Source organism: Saccharothrix obliqua, from assembly GCF_019375475.1.
In the GTDB taxonomy this organism is placed as follows: domain Bacteria; phylum Actinomycetota; class Actinomycetes; order Mycobacteriales; family Pseudonocardiaceae; genus Actinosynnema; species Actinosynnema obliqua.
Window position 1 is genome coordinate 624780 of sequence record NZ_JAHXGQ010000002.1, and the last position, 17489, is coordinate 642268.

General features: G+C 71.6%; 15 protein-coding genes. 6 read left to right on the top strand and 9 right to left on the bottom strand.

Going from position 1 to position 17489, the window contains the following annotated elements:
- Nucleotides 1–143: 143 nt before the first annotated feature.
- Entirely contained in the window at nt 144–596 is a 453-nt protein-coding gene (locus KZQ38_RS08840) for a MarR family winged helix-turn-helix transcriptional regulator (RefSeq protein ID WP_219440150.1), read from the top strand.
- A gap of 45 nt (nt 597–641) precedes the next feature.
- Here KZQ38_RS08840 and KZQ38_RS08845 read toward each other — a convergent pair whose 3' ends face one another.
- The 5 genes from KZQ38_RS08845 to KZQ38_RS08865 all read right to left on the bottom strand — a co-directional run bounded on the left by KZQ38_RS08845 (nt 642) and on the right by KZQ38_RS08865 (nt 5748).
- A complete protein-coding gene (locus KZQ38_RS08845) occupies nt 642–1301 on the bottom strand; it encodes an HAD-IA family hydrolase (RefSeq protein WP_219440151.1) in 660 nt (219 codons plus the stop codon).
- A gap of 21 nt (nt 1302–1322) precedes the next feature.
- Entirely contained in the window at nt 1323–2546 is a 1224-nt protein-coding gene (locus KZQ38_RS08850) for a hypothetical protein (RefSeq protein WP_219440152.1), read from the bottom strand.
- A 10-nt stretch (nt 2547–2556) separates the two neighbouring features.
- A complete protein-coding gene (locus tag KZQ38_RS08855) occupies nt 2557–3729 on the bottom strand; it encodes a class II D-tagatose-bisphosphate aldolase non-catalytic subunit (protein ID WP_219440153.1) in 1173 nt (390 codons plus the stop codon).
- Between the two features lie 156 nt (nt 3730–3885).
- Complete coding sequence (locus KZQ38_RS08860; protein ID WP_219440154.1) at nt 3886–4548, bottom strand: ThuA domain-containing protein; 663 nt, start codon at nt 4546–4548, stop codon at nt 3886–3888.
- 21 nt (nt 4549–4569) lie between these two features.
- Nucleotides 4570–5748 (bottom strand): FG-GAP repeat domain-containing protein, encoded by a 1179-nt coding sequence (locus KZQ38_RS08865; RefSeq protein ID WP_219440155.1) that lies wholly within the window; start codon nt 5746–5748, stop codon nt 4570–4572.
- A gap of 655 nt (nt 5749–6403) precedes the next feature.
- Between KZQ38_RS08865 and KZQ38_RS08870 the strand changes: the two genes are divergently transcribed.
- The 3 genes from KZQ38_RS08870 to KZQ38_RS08880 are packed head-to-tail and all read left to right on the top strand — an operon-like array spanning nt 6404 to nt 10552.
- Nucleotides 6404–7207 carry an alpha/beta fold hydrolase gene (locus KZQ38_RS08870; protein ID WP_219440156.1) on the top strand — a complete coding sequence of 268 codons (804 nt, stop codon included), beginning with the start codon at nt 6404–6406 and terminating at the stop codon, nt 7205–7207.
- Nucleotides 7204–7689 (top strand): GbsR/MarR family transcriptional regulator, encoded by a 486-nt coding sequence (locus tag KZQ38_RS08875; protein WP_219440157.1) that lies wholly within the window; start codon nt 7204–7206, stop codon nt 7687–7689. Before KZQ38_RS08870 ends, KZQ38_RS08875 begins: the two co-directional genes overlap by 4 nt.
- Nucleotides 7690–7738: 49 nt before the next feature.
- Nucleotides 7739–10552 (top strand): AfsR/SARP family transcriptional regulator, encoded by a 2814-nt coding sequence (locus tag KZQ38_RS08880; protein ID WP_219440158.1) that lies wholly within the window; start codon nt 7739–7741, stop codon nt 10550–10552.
- 8 nt (nt 10553–10560) lie between these two features.
- Here KZQ38_RS08880 and KZQ38_RS08885 read toward each other — a convergent pair whose 3' ends face one another.
- Together KZQ38_RS08885 and KZQ38_RS08890 are read right to left on the bottom strand one after the other, a co-directional pair.
- Nucleotides 10561–13512 (bottom strand): M48 family metalloprotease, encoded by a 2952-nt coding sequence (locus KZQ38_RS08885; protein ID WP_219440159.1) that lies wholly within the window; start codon nt 13510–13512, stop codon nt 10561–10563.
- 3 nt (nt 13513–13515) lie between these two features.
- Entirely contained in the window at nt 13516–13989 is a 474-nt protein-coding gene (locus KZQ38_RS08890) for a hypothetical protein (protein ID WP_219440160.1), read from the bottom strand.
- A 337-nt stretch (nt 13990–14326) separates the two neighbouring features.
- Here KZQ38_RS08890 and KZQ38_RS08895 point away from each other — a divergent pair, with 337 nt between their 5' ends.
- Nucleotides 14327–14812: a GNAT family N-acetyltransferase gene (locus tag KZQ38_RS08895; protein ID WP_219440161.1), complete on the top strand. Its 486-nt coding sequence runs from the start codon at nt 14327–14329 to the stop codon at nt 14810–14812.
- Here the strand turns inward: KZQ38_RS08895 and KZQ38_RS08900 are convergent.
- Nucleotides 14791–15546 (bottom strand): NYN domain-containing protein, encoded by a 756-nt coding sequence (locus KZQ38_RS08900; protein WP_308258311.1) that lies wholly within the window; start codon nt 15544–15546, stop codon nt 14791–14793. The two genes, KZQ38_RS08895 and KZQ38_RS08900, sit on opposite strands and share 22 nt — an antisense overlap.
- 273 nt (nt 15547–15819) lie before the next feature.
- Here KZQ38_RS08900 and KZQ38_RS08905 point away from each other — a divergent pair, with 273 nt between their 5' ends.
- The gene (locus KZQ38_RS08905) at nt 15820–16107 is read left to right on the top strand and encodes an SH3 domain-containing protein (protein ID WP_219440162.1); all 288 of its coding nucleotides are present in this window, start codon (nt 15820–15822) and stop codon (nt 16105–16107) included.
- Between the two features lie 81 nt (nt 16108–16188).
- Here KZQ38_RS08905 and KZQ38_RS08910 read toward each other — a convergent pair whose 3' ends face one another.
- Nucleotides 16189–17478 (bottom strand): FG-GAP-like repeat-containing protein, encoded by a 1290-nt coding sequence (locus KZQ38_RS08910; protein WP_219440163.1) that lies wholly within the window; start codon nt 17476–17478, stop codon nt 16189–16191.
- Between the last annotated feature and the right edge of the window lie 11 nt (nt 17479–17489).

The window sequence follows — 17489 nt, forward strand, 5'->3', positions numbered from 1 at the left end:
ACGCGGCCGTCACGACTGAGCGGCCAAAGAGTATGTATGTGCATAGTTTGTGCAGAACTAATATGCGTGTCAAGCTTATGCTGGCACGCATGTTGTCCAGCGCAGTGCTGCTGATGCAAACTGATCCGTGAAGGAGGTGCTTGATGGCGCAGGCCGCGGAGCCACAGCCCAGGATCGAGCTGCCCACGGAGACCGAGCGCCAGTGGCACCGCCTCCGGCTCGCGGTCAGCCGGGTCAACGACCGCCTCGAACGCGCGCTCGGCACCCATCAGCTGTCGCTGTCCGAGTACACGGCCCTGTCCGCGCTAGCGTTCTCCGACGACGGCGGCCACCTGCGCCAGCAGGTGCTGGCCGACGCCGTGCCGCTCAACCAGAGTTCGCTCAGCCGCCTCGTCACGCGGCTGGAGCGCGAAGGGCTGACCGAACGCTACCACTGCCTCAACGACCGGCGCGGCGTCTACACGCAGATCACCGAGAAGGGCCGGCGCAAGGTCGACGAAGCCCGCGAGGTCTACCTCGACGCCCTGCGCGACGCGCTGGCCGAGGAGGAAGCCGACGACTTCCTCACCGCGTTGTTCGCCGTCCGGGCGGAGTGACGCCCGGCCGCGGGCAGCACCCGGGCCGGACGTCGCGACCACGCGTCACACCGCCGTGACCCGCCCGTCGACGGCCAGCACCAGCCCGTCGTCCTCGTACCGGGCACGCACCGCGCCGAGGTCGGGCACGGTCAGCTCCACGTCCGCCACCGGCCCCAGTTGCGGGCCCGCGATGCCCACCACCCGCATCCCGGCCGCCCGCGCGGCCAGCACCCCGCTGCGCGCGTCCTCGACGACCACGCACTCCCCGGGCGGCACGCCCAGCAGCCGCGCGGCCGACAGGTAGCCCTCCGGCGCGGGCTTCCCGGCGGTGACGTCGTCGGCCGTGACCAGCACCTCGGGCTTCGGTATCCCGACGGTGTCCAGCCGGGTCGTGGCGACGAGCCGGCTGCCGGACGTGACCACCGCCCACGTGCCCGCGCGCAGGCTCGTGACCAGGTCGCGGGCCCCGGGCACCGGTTCGAGCGAGGCCAGGTCGGCGATCTGCTCCGGTTCCAGCGCCAGCGCCTCCGCCGGCGCGTCCAGCTCCGGCGCCACGATGCGGATCGTGTCGACCGCGGGCCGTCCCGGCGTGAGCGCGACGACCTCCTCCGGGTCGAACCCGCGCCGCACCGCCCAGCGCCGCCACATCGCCTGGATCGCCGCCTCGGAGTTCACCAGCACGCCGTCGAGGTCGAACAGCACGGCGGTGCAGCGAAGGTTCATCTCGGTGTCCTTTCGGCGGCGTCAGGCGGGCAGCAGGGACAGGTGTCGGCGCGGGTCGATCCGACCGTGCTCCTCCAGTTGCGCCACGGCGTCCTCCAGGAACAACACGCCGAACAGGTAGTGGCCGGCGGCCAGCTCGATGGGGCTCAGGTCCACCGCGCTGCCCGCGCCCGCGCGCTTCTTGATGTCCGAGAGCCGGCACGCGGCCTCGGCCAGCAGGTGGAAGCCGTGCGAGAGCAGCAACCTGTCCCGCCACCCCGGGTCGTGCGCCACGACCGCGCGCACCCCGGCGTGGTTCTCCAGGAACTCCACCAGGTCCTCGGCGCTGCGCCGGTACGCCGGGTACAGACCGCCCCGGTGCGCCACCGACACCGCCTCGTCGGCGCCGTAGTCGATGACGAAGCCCTCGCGCAGGCCGACGTCCCAGACGGTGAGGCTGAACAACAACTTCGCCAGGTCGTAGACGACGTCCCAGTTCGCGATCGAGCCGCGCGGGTCGATGATGCGCAGCGCCGGGTCGGCCGGCGCGGTCATCAGCACGTTGCGCGTGTTGAGGTCGCCGTGCGCCGGGAAGTGCAGTCGCGCCGGGTCGATGCCCGAGGTCAGCTCGGGCCGGTCGCGCAGCAGCTTCGCGATCGCCAGCGGGTTGCGGCACGAGCGCCCGTTGATGGTGATCCGGTCGCCCTCCACGTACTCCGCGGGCAGGTGCTTGCTCAGCAGCCAGTACCGCCGCTCCAGCCGGTCGGCGTGGATGTCGGCGATCGTGCCCGGACCCACCTCCGACTCCGCCAGCAGCCAGCCGTGGTCGGCCAGCGCGGTCAACGTCGTGCCGAGCTGGGTGAAGAAGCGGTCCACGTCGGGCGTGTCGGACCGCAGGCAGGCGGCGACGTCCTCGCTGGGGTAGAACGGCATCGTGTACGCCGCCCAGTTCTGGCCGTGGAACTCGCGCAGCTTCTCGGTGTAGACGGCGGCCAGGTCGGGCGCGTCCGCGCGGATCTTGTCCAGTTGGCGCAGCTTCACCCGGAACGAGTCCAGGTCGTGCCCGTCGACCGCACCCGGCATGTCGACCAGCAGCTTGAGCACCTGGAGCGAGCCGTCACGCATCCGCAGCCGCACGAGGCGGGCGGGCGAACCGCCCTCGGTCAGCTCCGCCTCGACGGTCGCGGACAACTCCGCGCTCAGCTCGGCGATGAGCGCGTCCTCCTGCGCACCGGTGTCGTGCGCGAGTGGTGCGATCGTGGTCATCGTGTACCTCTCAGACGCCCGTCGCGGTCAACGCGACGGCATCGGTCCGGGCGGGGGCGGTGCGCAGCGGCGTGGTGTAGTGCTCGACGGCCCGCTCCACCGCGGTGCGCAGCCGGGTGTCCAGGTCGAAGCCGCGCGCCTGCGCGACCTCGTGCGCGACCTGCTTGATCTCCCGGAACTGCTCGGTGTTGAAGGTGTAGTGACCGGCGATGACGGCCCGGTCGTAGTCGGACGCGCGGGTGTCCGGCGACATCCACTTCGACCACGAGCGCGACTCGTAGGCCAGCGCCAGGAACCGTTCCAGCTGGACGCGCAGTCCCAGTTCCTCCAGCACGGCGACGAACTCGCGGGTCTCCACCACGCCGAACTCCGGCGCGATGTTCATCGCGTGCACGCCCGCCGCGTCGAGCGTGCGGATCGTGGCCTCGTCCAGGTAGTCGCAGTTGTGCGCCTTGAGCGCGATGCCGCGCCGCTCGGTGGCCCGGACCAGCGCGCGCACGGTGAACGCGACGGCGGCCGGCGCGGTGATCATCGCACCGACGTTGCGGGTCTCCTGGACCTTCGTCGCGGTCTGCGCGACGACGAACGTGGGCTTGGGCAGCCGCTCGGCGGCCAGCAGCGCCAGCGCCTCGTCCAGCTGCTCCTCGAACTCGCCGGGGTGGTTGGTGTCGTGGCCCTGGTCCTCGAAGCCGATCTCGAACATGGTGGCCGCGCCGATGGACCGCGCGTACTCCACGCACTGCCCGTACAGCTCGACCGCGCGGCGGACCGCCAGGTCCGGGTCGGCCACGCCGTCGAGGTCCATCGACGTGTCGATGTGCAGCAGGTCGAAACCGCGGCGGATGTCCTCCTGGTAGGACTCCAGCGCCGAGGCCATCGCGGCGTCGCCGGACAGGCGCTCGGTGCGCTCCCGCACCGACTGGTACGGGCCGCCGTGGTCGCGGCACAGCAGCACGAGGCGGTTCGGGTCGTGGGACCGGACGTAGTCGGCGAACGCCTCGGTGTCCCACCCCTCGACGTAGCCGCCGCCCTGCGAGGCCGCCTCGACCTGGCGGCGGCTGGGAATCAACATCAACGGCTGCCCGTGCCGCGCCGCCACGGCGATGGTCGCGTCGACGGCGTTGCGGGACATCGGCCCGATGCCGACTCGGGACGGGACGTGAACGGGTTCCTGGGAAGTCATGTGTGACCCTCTGCAACTCGGCGGCACCGCGACGCGCGGCGCCGGTTTCGGGTGCGCGCGACCGGCCACGCCCCTCCGGGGTGGCTCGTCGCGCGTCGGAGCGCCGGACCGGCGTGCGGTCCGTCGGATCTCACCCAGCGCGGTGCGCGGGGGTGGTCAGGGCCGGGTGGCGGCCCAGGAGATGCCCTGCAACAGCAGGGTGGTGGAGTCGGGGACGCGGAGGTCGGCGAGGTAGTGCCCGACGGACGTGTAGAAGACGCGGCCCTCGCCCCAGTTGCGGGTCCACGCGACGGGCGAGGTGTGCCCGTCGATCCACGGGATGTGCTCGCCGGTGAACGTGGTCTCGGCCAGCACCTCGTTGGCCGGGTCGACGTGCATGTAATACTGCTCCGAGGCGACCTCGAAGTCGTGCACGCCCTTGGTGACCTCGTGTCCGGTGTGGACGATGCGCACGGTGTAGGGCACGCGCACGCCCTCGCCGCCGGGGTGCGACACGCAGTTCCCGCCGACGATCATGTTGTAGAGCAGGCTGGCGCGGAACGACGCGCCCATGCCGTGCCAGCCCGCGACGCCGAGTCCACTCGCGACGGACGCGGAGAACCGCTCGGCCACCGCGGGGTCCAGGTCCTCGGTGGGGTGGCTCTGCGTCCAGCCCAGCAGCACGGCGGCGAACTCCGAGAGGTCGTCACCCAGCCGCGCCGGGTCGGCGGTCAGCTCGACCTCGAAACCCCGTTGGTGCAGCTCGGGGATCAGCCAACCCGCCACCTCGCCGGGTTTGTGCCCCGGCCAACCCCCGCACAGGTACAGCAGTCGTGACATCGTTCCCCCAGTGAATGCGTGTCAGGAGCGCAGAGATCTGTTGTAGGCGACGACCACCTTCGGGTCCTCGGCGAGGAAGTACCCCGGCGTGCAGTAGCCGATCGTGGCGAAGTCCAGCACGCCGTCGCCGTCGAAGTCCGCGACCGCGATGCGCGCGGCGGACTCGGTCGACACCAGCTTCTTGGTCCACAACCCCTTCGCGGCGTCGACCGCCTTGTAGTAGACGACGCCCTGCCACGGGCTCGGCCCGCGCAACGCCACCAGGAACTCGTCGTCGCCGTCCTGGTCGAAGTCGGCGCACACCAGGTCGTGACCGGGTCCCTCGCCGAGTTCGTTCGGGTCGCCGTAGACGTCGAGCACGGTCCGGCGACCGTCCTCCGTGTACACGGCGACTGTGTTGCCGTGGAATGGTTCCAGCGACGCGACGTACGTGGTGCCGCTGCTCGCGAGCACACCCCGGGACGCGGTGTTGCCGCCCCGGTAGCCGGTGCGCCCGACTTGACCGACCTCGCCCGCACCGATCGGGACGGCGTCCCACCCGTCGCCGGCCCGGGTCAGCTCGGTCACGCCCTCGGCGCTGGACAGCAGCAGCGGCTGCCCGGCCCGGGGTCGCGTGCGGTTGGCCGGCACCATCTCGTGCACGACCGAGTAGGACGTGACGTCGATGGTTTCCTCGTGCCACGGCACGGTTTCCGGGTTCTCCGGCCGCACGAACGAGGTGAGCCGCACCGGTTCGGCGACCGCGCCCGGACCGCCGCCGGGACCCACCATGGGCGCGGCGAGCACCCGGTCGTCCAACACCAGCACGCGGTGCGCCGAGCAGAGCTGCCCGATGTCGAACTGCCGCCACGCGCCCTCGGCGCCCGGGTTGCGCAACCACGACACCATGCCGCTGTCGGGCGCGCACGCGCGCAGCGTTTCGCCGTAGTCGTGGCACACCACGATGTCCAGCGAGCCGTCACCGGTGAGGTCGGCGGTGTCCAGTGCGACCGGCCGGTGCAGGACGGCGATCTCCCGCTCGGTCCAGGTGGGGTTCTCGAACCAGGCGATCCGCCCCTCGGCGACGCCCGACACGATCAGATCGGCCCGCCCGTCTCCGTTGAGGTCGGCCGCGTGGATCCAGTACCCGTCCGCCAGGCCGCTCGCGACGACCTCTATCTCGAACTCCGGGGAGATGATGGACATGCGGTCGCTCTCCAAGGAAGCCAAGGATATACATGACCAGTCATTAATGACGTAAGCAATGTTGGCATGTGCATGGACTGCCCGCAAGGGCATGGACACGGAGCGTCGCCCACCCGAAGCGGCTCGTGCCGACAAGTGATGCGCGGCACTCGCCGCGTTCATCCTTGCGGCGCAACGGGAGTCGCGTAGAGGCGTCGCACAGGTCCGCCATTCGGCGTCGTCGCGCGGAATTCGGTGATCGACGCCATGGTGATCGACCGCGGCAACAGCGGTCGGTGCGACGCAGGTCAGGCGGTGCGGGACGATCCGGATCGGACTCCACGCCCATTTCGACACCGATCGGCTCCGCATGGTTTTCGCTTGCGCCACTGGGGAAAACCGAAGTTGCCGGCACGGGTGTCGCGCAGCGGAAACACGGTGTTCACGCCCGGGAAACGGGCGATGTCCACCTGTCGGGCCGCCCGCGCGGAAATCCCCGCCCCACGTCGGCCGGCCACGGCGTCGACCGCGAGCCGGTCCCGCACACCGCAATCCCCGACCGGCAGGCCGCAATCCCGCGCATTCTCCCCCGGCCCGTTTGGACACCGGTCGACGCACCGGAGGCCGACCGGCCCGAGGGCCTCTCGCCCGACGGGCGCGCGGCACGACCCAGATTTGCTAGATTCTGAATATGGTGAACACCGAGAGCGTGTTGCGCCGGGACGGCGCGGTGCTGTGGTACCGCGACCTCCCCGGCCCGCGGCGTCCGGTCGTCTTCGTCCACGGCGCCGGGATGGACCACCGGATGTTCGAGGCGCCCGCGCTCGCGCTGCACCGGGCCGGGCACCGGGTGGTCCTCTGGGACCTGCGTGGTCACGGCGCGTCCACCCTCGACACGCGGTTCACCGCCACCGCCGCGTTGGACGACCTCGTCGCGCTGCTCGACCACCTCGCCGTGCGACGTCCGGTCCTCATCGGACACTCACTGGGCGGCAACCTCGCCCAGGCACTGGTCCGCCGCCTGCCCGACCACGCGCACGGGCTGATCGTCCTGGACGCGACCCGGAACACCGGACCGCTGAGCACGGCCGAGCGGTTCCTGCTCGGGCTCGCCGCTCCGGCGCTGGCGCTGGTGCCGGCGTCCCGCCTGCCCCGGCTCATGGCGCGTGCCTCGGCGACCACACCCCGTGGCATCGCGGAATCGGAGCGCACGTTCGCACGCATCCCGAAGCACGTCTTCCTGGACGTGTGGCGCGCGACCACATCCCTGGTCGACCCCGATCCGGCCTACCGCACCCCGATCCCGCTCGGACTCGTCCGCGGCGCACACGACCGCACCGGCAACATCGCCACCGCCATGCCCCGCTGGGCCGCCGCCGAGGGCGTGAGCGAGCACGTCATCCCCGACGCCGGGCACAACGTCACCCTCGACGCCCCCGCCGCGACCACCGCGGTGATCAGCACGCTCCTCGACCGGTGGGAGCACACGGCATGACCGCCCCGGACAAACGCGCCGCGTTCGTCGCGGCCCTGGGCGACCTGCTCGCCTCGTGGCACCTCCCCCGCGCCACCGGTCGCGTCTACGGGCAGTTGCTGCTCAACGCCGACCCCGTCACGCTCGACGACCTCGGCCAGGACCTCAAGCTCAGCAAGGGCGCGGTGAGCACCGCGGTCCGGGAACTGGTGTCCTGGGGGCTGGCCCGCACCATCCCGCAACCGGGCAGCCGCCGCCTCCTGGTCGAAGCCGCCGGCGGGTTCGAGCGGCTCCTCGCGGCGTCACACGCGCGAACCCGCACTTTTGTCGACACCCTCCGCGACGGCGCCCGACTCGCCGACGCCGACCACGCCCGGGCCCGGCTCACCGAGGTCGCCGACTTCTTCACCGCCTACCTCGACGCCGGCGACCACATGCTGCACCAACGCCGCGGCACCCGCGGTGCAGGGCCGATCGAGGGAAACCCCGTCGAACGACCTTGAACCCACAGGTCTTCCTGGTATCCCGGAAGCACACGGGGGGTGGGGGATCATGGTGGTGGTGGAGTTCGGGCTGCTCGGTGGCGTGTGGGCGCGGCGGGACGGTGACCAGGTCGACCTGGGGCACCGCCGACAACGCGGGGTCCTGGGCGTGCTGCTGGCGGAGGCCAACCGGCCCGTGCCCGTCGAACAGCTGCTGGACCGCGTGTGGGGCGAACAGCCGCCGCGCCGCGGCCGGGACACCCTCTACAGCTACCTGACCCGCTTGCGCGGCGTGCTGGCCGACCTCGACGGTGTCCGGCTGGAGCGCCACTCCGGCGGCTACCGCCTCGCCCTCGAAGAGCGAACCGCGGACCTGCACCGCTTCCACGACCTGCTCACCCGCGCCAGGGCCACCCGTGACGACCACCAAGCCCTGGGGCTGTACGAGCAGGCGCTCGACCTGTGCCGGGGCGAACCGCTGCCCGAACTCGACACCCCGTGGGCCGCCGACCTGCGGACCGCCCTGGAGCGCCACCGCCAGGCCGCCGAACTCGACCACACCGACACCGCGCTGCGCCTGGGCCGCCACACCGACCTGCTGCCCGCCCTGACCGAACGCGCCGGCCGGCACCCGCTGGACGAACGCCTCGCCGGCCAACTCATGCTCGCCCTGTACCGCAACGGACGGCAGGCCGACGCCCTGGACCACTACCAGCAACTCCGCACCCGACTCGCCGACGAACTCGGCACCGACCCCGGCCCACCCCTCCAACAGCTCCACCACCGCATCCTCACCGCGGACCCCGGCCTGGCCGAGGCGGAGGAGGGCGCGGACCGCTCCCGGGTGGTGCCCCGCCAGCTGCCGGCCGTGCCGAGGCTGTTCACCGGCCGCGCCACCGAACTCGCCGAGCTGGACCGCGCCCTGACCACGACCCCGGACGACGTGTCGGGTGCGACGGTGGTGATCTCGTCGATCGGCGGCACCGGCGGCATCGGCAAGACCTGGCTCGCGCTGACCTGGGCCAACCGGTGGGTGGACCGGTTCCCCGACGGGCAGCTGTTCGTCGACCTGCACGGCTTCAGCGCCGCGGACGAGCCGGTGGAGCCGGCGGTGGCCCTGCGCGGGTTCCTCGACGCCCTCGGCGTCGAACCCGACCGCATCCCGACCGGCCTCGACGCCCAGGCCGCGTTGTACCGGAGCCTGGTGGCGGGGCGGCGGATGCTGGTCGTGCTGGACAACGCCGCCACCGTCGACCAGGTCGTCCCCCTGCTGCCCGGCAGCCCGACCTGCACCGTCCTGGTCACCAGCCGACACCGGCTCGCCTCCCTGATCGACCGGCACGGCGCGCGCCACCTGAACCTCGACATCCTCACCCGCGACGAGGCCCGCGCCCTGCTGACCGCCCGCCTGGGCACCCACCGCGTCGGCAGCGCCCCCAGGGCGGTGGACGAGTTGATCAGGCTGTGCGGTGGCCATTCCCTGGCTCTGGCGATCACCGCCCGCAACGTCGGCACCCGCCCCACCGCCCCGCTGGCCGAGGTCGCCGCCGAGCTGCGCGAGCTGGGCCTGGAGGCGCTGGACCACGACACCGACCCGTCCGCCAGCCTGCCCACCGTGCTGTCCTGGTCCCTGCGCCGGCTCACCGAGGAGCAGCGCACCTTGTTCGCACTGCTCGGGATCGCACCCGGCCCCGACACCACCGCACCCGCGGTCGCCGCTCTCGGTGGCTTGCCGCCCGCCACGACGCGCAGGACGCTCACGGCGCTGGAAGAGGCGTCGATGCTGGAACGACGGCCGGGCGGCCGGTACGCGATGCACGACCTGATCCGCGCCTACGCCGCCACCCTCGGCCGCGAGTTGCCCGAGCACGTGCGGAGGGCGGCCCTGGTGCGGGTGCTGGACTTCCGCCTGCACACCGCGGTCGTCGCCGGCCGCCTGCTGAACCCCCACCGCCCACTCGCGGACCCCGGCCCGCTCGCACCCGGCGTCCGCCTGCACCCGCTGCCCGACATCGCGACGGCGATGGCCTGGCTGGACGCCGAGCACGCCACCCTGCTGGCCACCCAGCGCACCGCCGCAGCCCTCGGCTGCCACCGCGTCGTCTGGCACCTGGCTTGGGCACTGCACGCCTTCCACCTCCTGCGGGGACACCGGCACGACGCGCTGGCCACGTGGCGGGCCGCGCTGGACGCCGCCGACCACCTGCCCGACCCCGCCACCCGCAGCCGCGCACACCGCCACCTCGGCACCGCCTACTCCAGGCTGCGCCTGCACGAGCAGGCCGTCCCGCACCTGGAGCAGTCCCTCGCCCTGGCCCGACAACACCGCGACCCCGTCGAACACGCACACGCTCACGATGCGCTCGCGATCGCCTGGGAACGGCGGGGCGACGACCGGCGGGCGCTGGAGCACGCGCGTCAGGCCCTGGACCTCTTCCGCGCGGTCGACCACCCGGTGTGGGAGGCCAAGGCGCTCAACGCGGTGGGTTGGTACGCCGCGCGGCTGGGCGAGTACGACACCGCCCACGAGCACTGCCACGCCTCCCTCACCCTGTTCCGCCACCACGGCTACCCCGAGGGCGAGGCGGACGCCTTGGACAGCCTGGGCTTCATCGCCCACCGCACCGGCGACCACCACCAGGCCCTCGACCACTACCGGCAGGCCCTCGCCCTGCGCCGTGCCCTCAACCACACCTACGACGTCGCAAACATCCTCGATCACCTCGCTCACCCCCACGCCGCCCTCGGACACCGCCGGCAGGCCCGCGCGGCGTGGCGGGAAGCGCTTCAGCTCTACCGGGAGCAGGGACGCGACGAAGACGCCGCACACACCCAACGCCAACTCGACGACCTCGACCGCACCGGTTCGGCCGAAACCCCTTGACCCACTGGTCAGCAGGAGTCGCCGGTCACGTCGCCCACCCGGTTCTCCAGGCACACCACGACGTCCTGGAGCCGTTCGATCTCCTCCAGCGCCGCGCGCAAGGCGTCCTCGTCAAGGTCCACAAGCGACTGCGCGCACCCGAGCCCCGCTTTGGCCGCCGAGCGCACGAATCCCTCCCACCGCTCCTGCATCCACGGGTCGTCCACGGGGAAGAAGTCCCGCGCGTCCTTGGCCACCTCGGTCACCTCGGCGCAGTGCGGCATGAGCGCGGTCGTCTCGACCTTCCCCCGCACCTCTTCGATGTAGGCGAACAGGCGCTGGGCGGCGGTGTCGAAGCGCGCCAGCAGATCGCGGGCGCCGCGGTCCGCCCACTGCGCGGGCGCCAGGGCGTCACCGAGGCCGGGCACGGCGACGACCGGTTCGTCGCCGCGTGCGACGGCGTCCAGGCCGGTGCGCAACGCGGTCGCGGCGTCGGCGGCCCGGCGTGCCCACGCCAGGCCCGTGCCGGGATCGGTGGCGCAGTTCGTGCGGGCGCGGTCGGCACGCATGACGACGGCGTCCCACAAGGGACGCAGACGACGGTCGGGTACGCGGAAGAACGCATCGGTTTCCCGTGCGGCGGCGGAGATGTCGGCACACGTCGCGGCACCGGTGACGTGGCCCAGGACCGCGCGCCCGCCGACGCGCGTCCAAGCGGCGAGCTGCAACCGCGTCGTCCGGGCGGACGGCGCGGAGGCCGCTTCCGGTGCGGGCCCCAGGTCCCCTTCCCCGGACGGGACCGCGGCCCCGCGCATCACCTCGGCCCCGCTCACGAGCAACGCGGCGGCGGCGAGCACGGCCACGGCGACGCGGCGGGGCGCGGTGGACACCGGGTGCGTCGGCGCGGGGGCCGGGCGGCGGCGGGTGGCCGCGCGGACCGCGGCGACGGCCGCCCCCACCACGGCGGCCGAAACCAGTGACGGGACGACGATCGGCCCCAGGACCGGCCACGAACGCAGGACGACGGCGGTCGCGAGGGTGGTCAGGGCGGCGACCTGCGCGGCTGTGAGCAGGACCGGCAGGTGGTGGCGGCCCGGCGCGGTGATCGCGGCGAGGAGGGCGGCGGCCGTGACGGCGGCGAACGTCGCGGCCATGAACCCCAGTTCCGGCAGGTCGCGGCCCACGACCAGCACCCCGGCGGCCACCGCGCCCGCGAGCAGGCCGGGCGTCACGACGCGGCGCAGCCGGGGCAGCGGTCGCGGTGGTGGGTCGGGCAGGTCGGGATCGGCTTCGCGGACCCAGCGCAACGTCGCCGGCCGGACCGTCCAGGCCAGCAGCGGCACCACCCAGGCGAGGGCGACGGCCACCAGGAGCAGCGGCACCTTCGTCACGCTGGCTATCAGCGGGACGTTCGCCACGACGACCTCCACCAGCCACGGCGGCCCGACGCCGGGAATCCTGCGCTGGAACTCGGCGACCATCGCGTCCGTGCCGATCGGCCAGCCGACCACGAGCACCGCGCCGCCGCCGAGCCACCACGCGAACCACGTCGACAACACCACGCAGCCGGCCGCGAGCACCAGCAGCATCGGCAGGCGCAGGGTGCGCCCGGACCACGTCCCGGCCCACAGGCGGGCGCACCGGGCGATCCACCAGGCGAACCCGACACCGGCCACCACGACCACCGACAGGAGCCACCAGCGGCCGGGCACCCAGTCGTGGACGACGTTCTGGCCGGTCACCAGTTCACCCGCGAGCACCCCCGCGCCCAGCCACAGGCCGGCACGCACACCGCTCGGCGCGGTGATGCCGGTCAACCGCGCGTGCACGACGGCGCGCCACAGGGCGATCCCCACGACGCCGGTCACGAGCCCGGCCGCGAGCAGCGCGACGAACTGGTCGACCCACCACCCGGCGATCCGGTAGTCCTTGAGGTACTGCCAGACGGAGTTGTTGATCAGCGCCGCGCCCACGCCCGTGAGGAACATCGGCAGCGCCCGCACGCCGAACAGCGGCGCCGGGTCGTCCAGCGACGCGCGGCGCAGGTCCCCGCGCGGGTGCGTGCGCCACAACTCGGCGAACGCGCCGAGCGGACCGGTGTCCGCGGTGTCCCAGCCCCGCCGGTCCGCTCCCCACCGCAACGCCGTCAGGTCGGCGTGGACCTCGCGGGTGCGCAGGACGTCCGCCCGCGCGAGGTGCACCAGGAGGACCAGCACCACCGCGAGCACGATGTCTCGTGCGAGGCCGGGCAGGTAGGACGACCACAGCGGTGAGTCCGGGCCGTCCACGAACCGCGTGCCCAGCCATAAGACCTTCGGCAGCAGCACCAGCACCAGAAACGCCCGCCACAGGGCGACGGTCGCGCCGGTGAGGCTGACGTCGCGGTTGCGGATGTGCGCCAGTTCGTGCAGCACGACCGCGCGGAACCCGGCCGGGTCGGCGGGGCGGCGCACGAGCAGCCCGATGTGCAGGCTCACCACGGGTTTGCGGTTGCGCCCGAACACGACCGCGCCGGTGGACGTGGCGGTCGGGTCCACCGCGAACGCCGGTGCCGCCGGAAGCCCGGCCGTGACCACCAGGTCGTCGAGCGCGGCGGTCAGGTCGCCGTCGTGGTCGATGCGCGTCACGGGGACGAGACGACGTGCCTTGCGAGCGGTGGTGCCGAAGAACAAGCCGGCCGCGACCGCGGTCAGCACAAGGGGTCCGAGCAAGGGCAGCCACCACGGCGGCGGGGGCGCGTAGCGGGCGAGACACGCTTCGAGCGGGCCCGCCTGGCCGAGCCGGCTGCCGAGCACGGCCAGGTCCTCGCGGTCCGGGTCCCAGCCGGTGGCCAGCCAGCACGACCAGGGATCCGATTCTCCCCACCAGGAGGCGAAATCCGACGCCGCCACCACCGACGCGACCGCCAGCAGCACCAGCAGCAGCGTGAACCGGACCGTCGTGCCGGGGCCCAGAACCCGCTCGTCGATCCGCGGGGCCACCGCCTACTCCGGCTCGTCGCCCAGGGCCAGGCGCGCGACGATGGCGTCGGCGATCGCCTCGGCCTCCGCCACCGCAAGCCCCCGCCGCACCCCGATCTCCACCGCCTTGCGCCGCACCTCGGCCAACTGCTCGGGGGACAAGGGCAAGACGACAACGGGCTCGACAGCCCTCCGCCGCCTCACCAACCGCCGCAGGCGGTCGACAAGGCTGTCGGCGGCCGAGTCGGTCAACCTGGTGACGATGTGCTCGACGGCCACCCACACCACCGGCGTGACAACCACCGCCACGTCACCCAACCCGAACCCCAACGGCTCCCGCCGGGCACCAGCCCTCACGACCCGCCGCGAGACGACCCCGGGATCAAGCGCGGCAAGCGCGTCGACGACCGGAACCTCTTCCGGCGCCACCCGCCCGACGACGTCGCGAACGACGTCAACCACCCGACACTGCCCAACCTGCTCCAGTTCCGACGTCAACGGTCCCCCTCTCCCCGAGTCACCAGTGATAACGCCAGTCCCGGACCGGTGGTGACAAAGCACCCCGGATACACCCCAACGGCCCAGCGCCCCACCGCCCGCCGCCGAGGAGAGCGTGGTTCCGCAGTGGTCGCGGGGAACGTGAACCTGCGGCTCGTGGAGCGAGGTACATCGACCCGTGCCAGACCACGCACGGGGACGGCGTTGGACCGGGATCCCAGCGCCTCCCCCCGCCGTCGGCTTCCTTCTGCCTCACCCCGCTCGGCGGCTCGGTATGTGCCGAACTGCGTGCTCAACTGGTTTGCCGCCGCGCGGCGCACCGGGAACCATGATCGGCATGGACGCCTCCTACGCCCTTCAGCCCGGTCCACCCCCGGTCGACGACTTCCTCCGGTTGCGTCGTGAGGCCGGGCTGTCCGAGCCCACCAGGGAGCGCGCGGAACTCGGGATCGACGGCGCGTGGACCGCTGTCCACGTGATCCACCGAGGCACCGGCGAAACCGTCGGCATGGGCCGGGTGATCAGCGACGGCGGCACCTACTTCCACATCATCGACATGGCCGTCCTCCCCGCCCACCAGCGGCGGGGGATCGGGGACGCGATCCTCGACACCCTGCTCGCGTCCATCGACGCCGCGGCGGGCGCGGGTGCTGCGGTCAGCCTGCTCGGCGACCCACCCGGTTGGCGCCTCTACCGCCGCCACGGTTTCGTGGAGACCGCACCCGAGACCGTCGGTATGCGACGCACGCATGACTCCCCTGGCGCCTCGCCGCGGACGGACGACTGGACGACCGCGGTGGTTCAGGAGCCTCGACGGACGTAGAGGACGCCAGGCTTGCCGTCACCCGGAATTCGGCGGTCCAACTCGAACAGGGTGGTCGCCGCCATCAGGTCGCTGAGCTTGGCGTAGCCGTACGTGCGGGAGTCGAAGTCCGGGCGCTGCTTGGTGATGAGGTGTCCCACCGAAGCCAGCGGAGACCACCCGTCGTCACCGGACGCCGCCTCGACGGCGTTGCGCAGCAGGCTTACCAGCACCGCGTTGTCCGCCAGTTGTGCCACGGGCGCTGAGATGGGTCGCGGCGACGTGGTGTCCGCCGCATCGACGTCGGTGCGGGAGAAGTTCTCGATGTAGACGAACTTGTCGCACGCGGCGACGAACGGCTTCGGCGTCTTGTGCTCCCCGAAGCCGTACACGGTCAGTCCTGATTCACGCAGACGCGCGGCCAGGCGGGTGAAGTCGCTGTCGCTGGAGACCAGGCAGAACCCGTCGAAGCGACCGGTGTAGAGCAGGTCCATGGCGTCGATGACCATCGCCGCGTCGGTGGCGTTCTTGCCCGTGACGTACGCGAACTGCTGAACCGGTTGGATGGACAACGCCAGCAGCTTGTCCTTCCAACCCTTCAGGCTCGTGCCCGTCCAGTCACCGTAAGCACGCTTGACGTGCGCGGTGCCGTACTTGGCGACCTCGGCCAGCAGCGCTTGGGCGATCGCGGGCTTCGCGTTGTCGGCGTCGATGAGCAACGCGAGCTTCGCGGCACTTCCAGCAACCAGATCCACAGCTCCACTCCCCTTCTCCGAACCTGCTGCGACCCAACAGCTTCCCGCACGCCGTACCACAGCCAACGGTGTTACCGGCGGCCAATTCGCGTGAACCTTCCTCGCGATCAATGCGAATTTCAGCGCGCATGGAATGCGCCGCACTTGTGCGGCGAGCTGCGGAACCGCGAAGAACGTCGACGCGACTTCATTGCGCGAAGCACCCGCACCGCTACGGTGAGCAACGGGACCACCGGGCTCTTTTCGAGGAACTCTCACGGAATCGGAGAAACGATGTTGAACAGGCTGAGGGTTTTCCTGGTCGCCGCCCTCGCGTTACTCGCGACAAGTGTCGCCACCACCGGAGCGCAAGCCGCCCCCACCACCGACGTCGGAGTGCAGGTCGCCAGGACGCTGTGTTACGCCAACGACGTCGACGTGCGCTGGACGCCCGGCGGCAGCCCGACCGGCCGGCTCGTGTACCGCGGCCAGACCGTCAACGTGATCGATTTCCGCGACGGTGTGTGGTGGGAGATTAATTCGCCCTACCGGGGTTTCGTCTTGGCCCAGTATTTCTGCTGATACCCGAAAGGCCCAACAGGAACGGCTCATCTCCCGAAGGCCGCCGGGACAGTGCCCCAGCGGCCTTCGGTGACCCCCCGGTCAGGCGACGTGGTGGACGCCGCTCCAAGTCGGGTAACGCCAATGCGCACCCGTGTAGTAATCGGTCTTCGTGTGACCGATGACGTTGCCGTAGACCTGCAACTCGCCCGAGCTGGTGATCGCGGTCAGGTCGGCGAAACCATCGCCCGTGACATCGCTCAAGCTGATGTCGTGGACCGTGTTCCACCCGCTGGTGACCTGCCAGGTGACATCCCAGAACGGCGTGTCCCCGCGACCGGGCAACAGGATGCCGTTGCCGTACACCTCAAGCGTCCCGTTGGCGCGAATGGCCGCCAGGTCGGCGTAACCATCCCCGGTGACGTCACCCAAAGCGATGTCGATGACGTCCGCACCCCACCCGCTCTCGTAAACCTTCAACGGACCGGAGAACGGGGACTGACCGTCACCAACCTGCTTGGTGTTGAGGAACACCTCCAACTTGCCGCTCGTCGTCACCGCGGCCAGATCCGCGAACCCGTCCTGGTTGATGTCGCCGGCCGCGATCTTGCGGTAACCCGACCAGTTGTCGTACTGCCGCCACACACCGGTGAACGGAGCGTGGTCCGCGTTGATCAGCGACTGGTTGCCGTAGATCTGCAAGGCGCCCGAACTGGTCAGCACCAGGAAGTCGGCGAACCGGTCCCCCGTCACGTCGGCCGTGGTGATGGACTTGGCGTCCTGACTCCAGTTGGTGTTGTCCGTCTGCCACGAAACGCCGTGATACGGCACGCCGTTGTTACCAGGCACCAGAATCCCATTGCCGAACACCGCCAACCGACCCTCAGCGGTCACCGTCGTCAGGTCGGCGTAACCATCACCGGTGATGTCGCCTTCGGAACGGTCCCGCGGCGTCGGGGGCGTGCCGAGCCGGTCGACGGCGGCCTGCGCGCGGTCGAGGTACTGGCGGTACTTGCCGGTCTTGTACGTCACCCAGGGCTGGAAAGTGCTGTTGCGCCCCAAGTAGATCGCGTAGGCCGCGTTGGCGTTGCACTGCGGATCGTAGGTGCAGGCGTTCGAGAACTGCGTGTGGATGGAGTTGATCTGCCACAGGCCGCGGTCGATCGTCCCGTTCGTGTTGTGCCCCGTCGCCGACGGGTTGCACCCGGACTCGGCGAGGGCGATCGCCACCGCCGTGACGAGGGTCCCGGTCCTGGTGAACCCGGCGTTCTCGCCGACGGTCGCGCACAGGTCGGCGGGAGCGTCGGCAAGCGGCGCGGCGACGGCCGTGTGCGGCCACGCGAGACCGATCGACAGCGCCACGACTCCGAGCGCTTTGTGTCCCCACTTCATCGCAGGACTTC

Coding starts and splice junctions, on each gene's coding strand:
- KZQ38_RS08850 (WP_219440152.1), bottom strand. CDS start 2,546: ATGACCACGATCGCACCACTCGCGCACGACACCGGTGCGCAGGAGGAC.
- KZQ38_RS08845 (WP_219440151.1), bottom strand. CDS start 1,301: ATGAACCTTCGCTGCACCGCCGTGCTGTTCGACCTCGACGGCGTGCTG.
- KZQ38_RS08905 (WP_219440162.1), top strand. CDS start 15,820: ATGTTGAACAGGCTGAGGGTTTTCCTGGTCGCCGCCCTCGCGTTACTC.
- KZQ38_RS08910 (WP_219440163.1), bottom strand. CDS start 17,478: ATGAAGTGGGGACACAAAGCGCTCGGAGTCGTGGCGCTGTCGATCGGT.
- KZQ38_RS08895 (WP_219440161.1), top strand. CDS start 14,327: ATGGACGCCTCCTACGCCCTTCAGCCCGGTCCACCCCCGGTCGACGAC.
- KZQ38_RS08855 (WP_219440153.1), bottom strand. CDS start 3,729: ATGACTTCCCAGGAACCCGTTCACGTCCCGTCCCGAGTCGGCATCGGG.
- KZQ38_RS08840 (WP_219440150.1), top strand. CDS start 144: ATGGCGCAGGCCGCGGAGCCACAGCCCAGGATCGAGCTGCCCACGGAG.
- KZQ38_RS08870 (WP_219440156.1), top strand. CDS start 6,404: ATGGTGAACACCGAGAGCGTGTTGCGCCGGGACGGCGCGGTGCTGTGG.
- KZQ38_RS08880 (WP_219440158.1), top strand. CDS start 7,739: ATGGTGGTGGTGGAGTTCGGGCTGCTCGGTGGCGTGTGGGCGCGGCGG.
- KZQ38_RS08860 (WP_219440154.1), bottom strand. CDS start 4,548: ATGTCACGACTGCTGTACCTGTGCGGGGGTTGGCCGGGGCACAAACCC.
- KZQ38_RS08875 (WP_219440157.1), top strand. CDS start 7,204: ATGACCGCCCCGGACAAACGCGCCGCGTTCGTCGCGGCCCTGGGCGAC.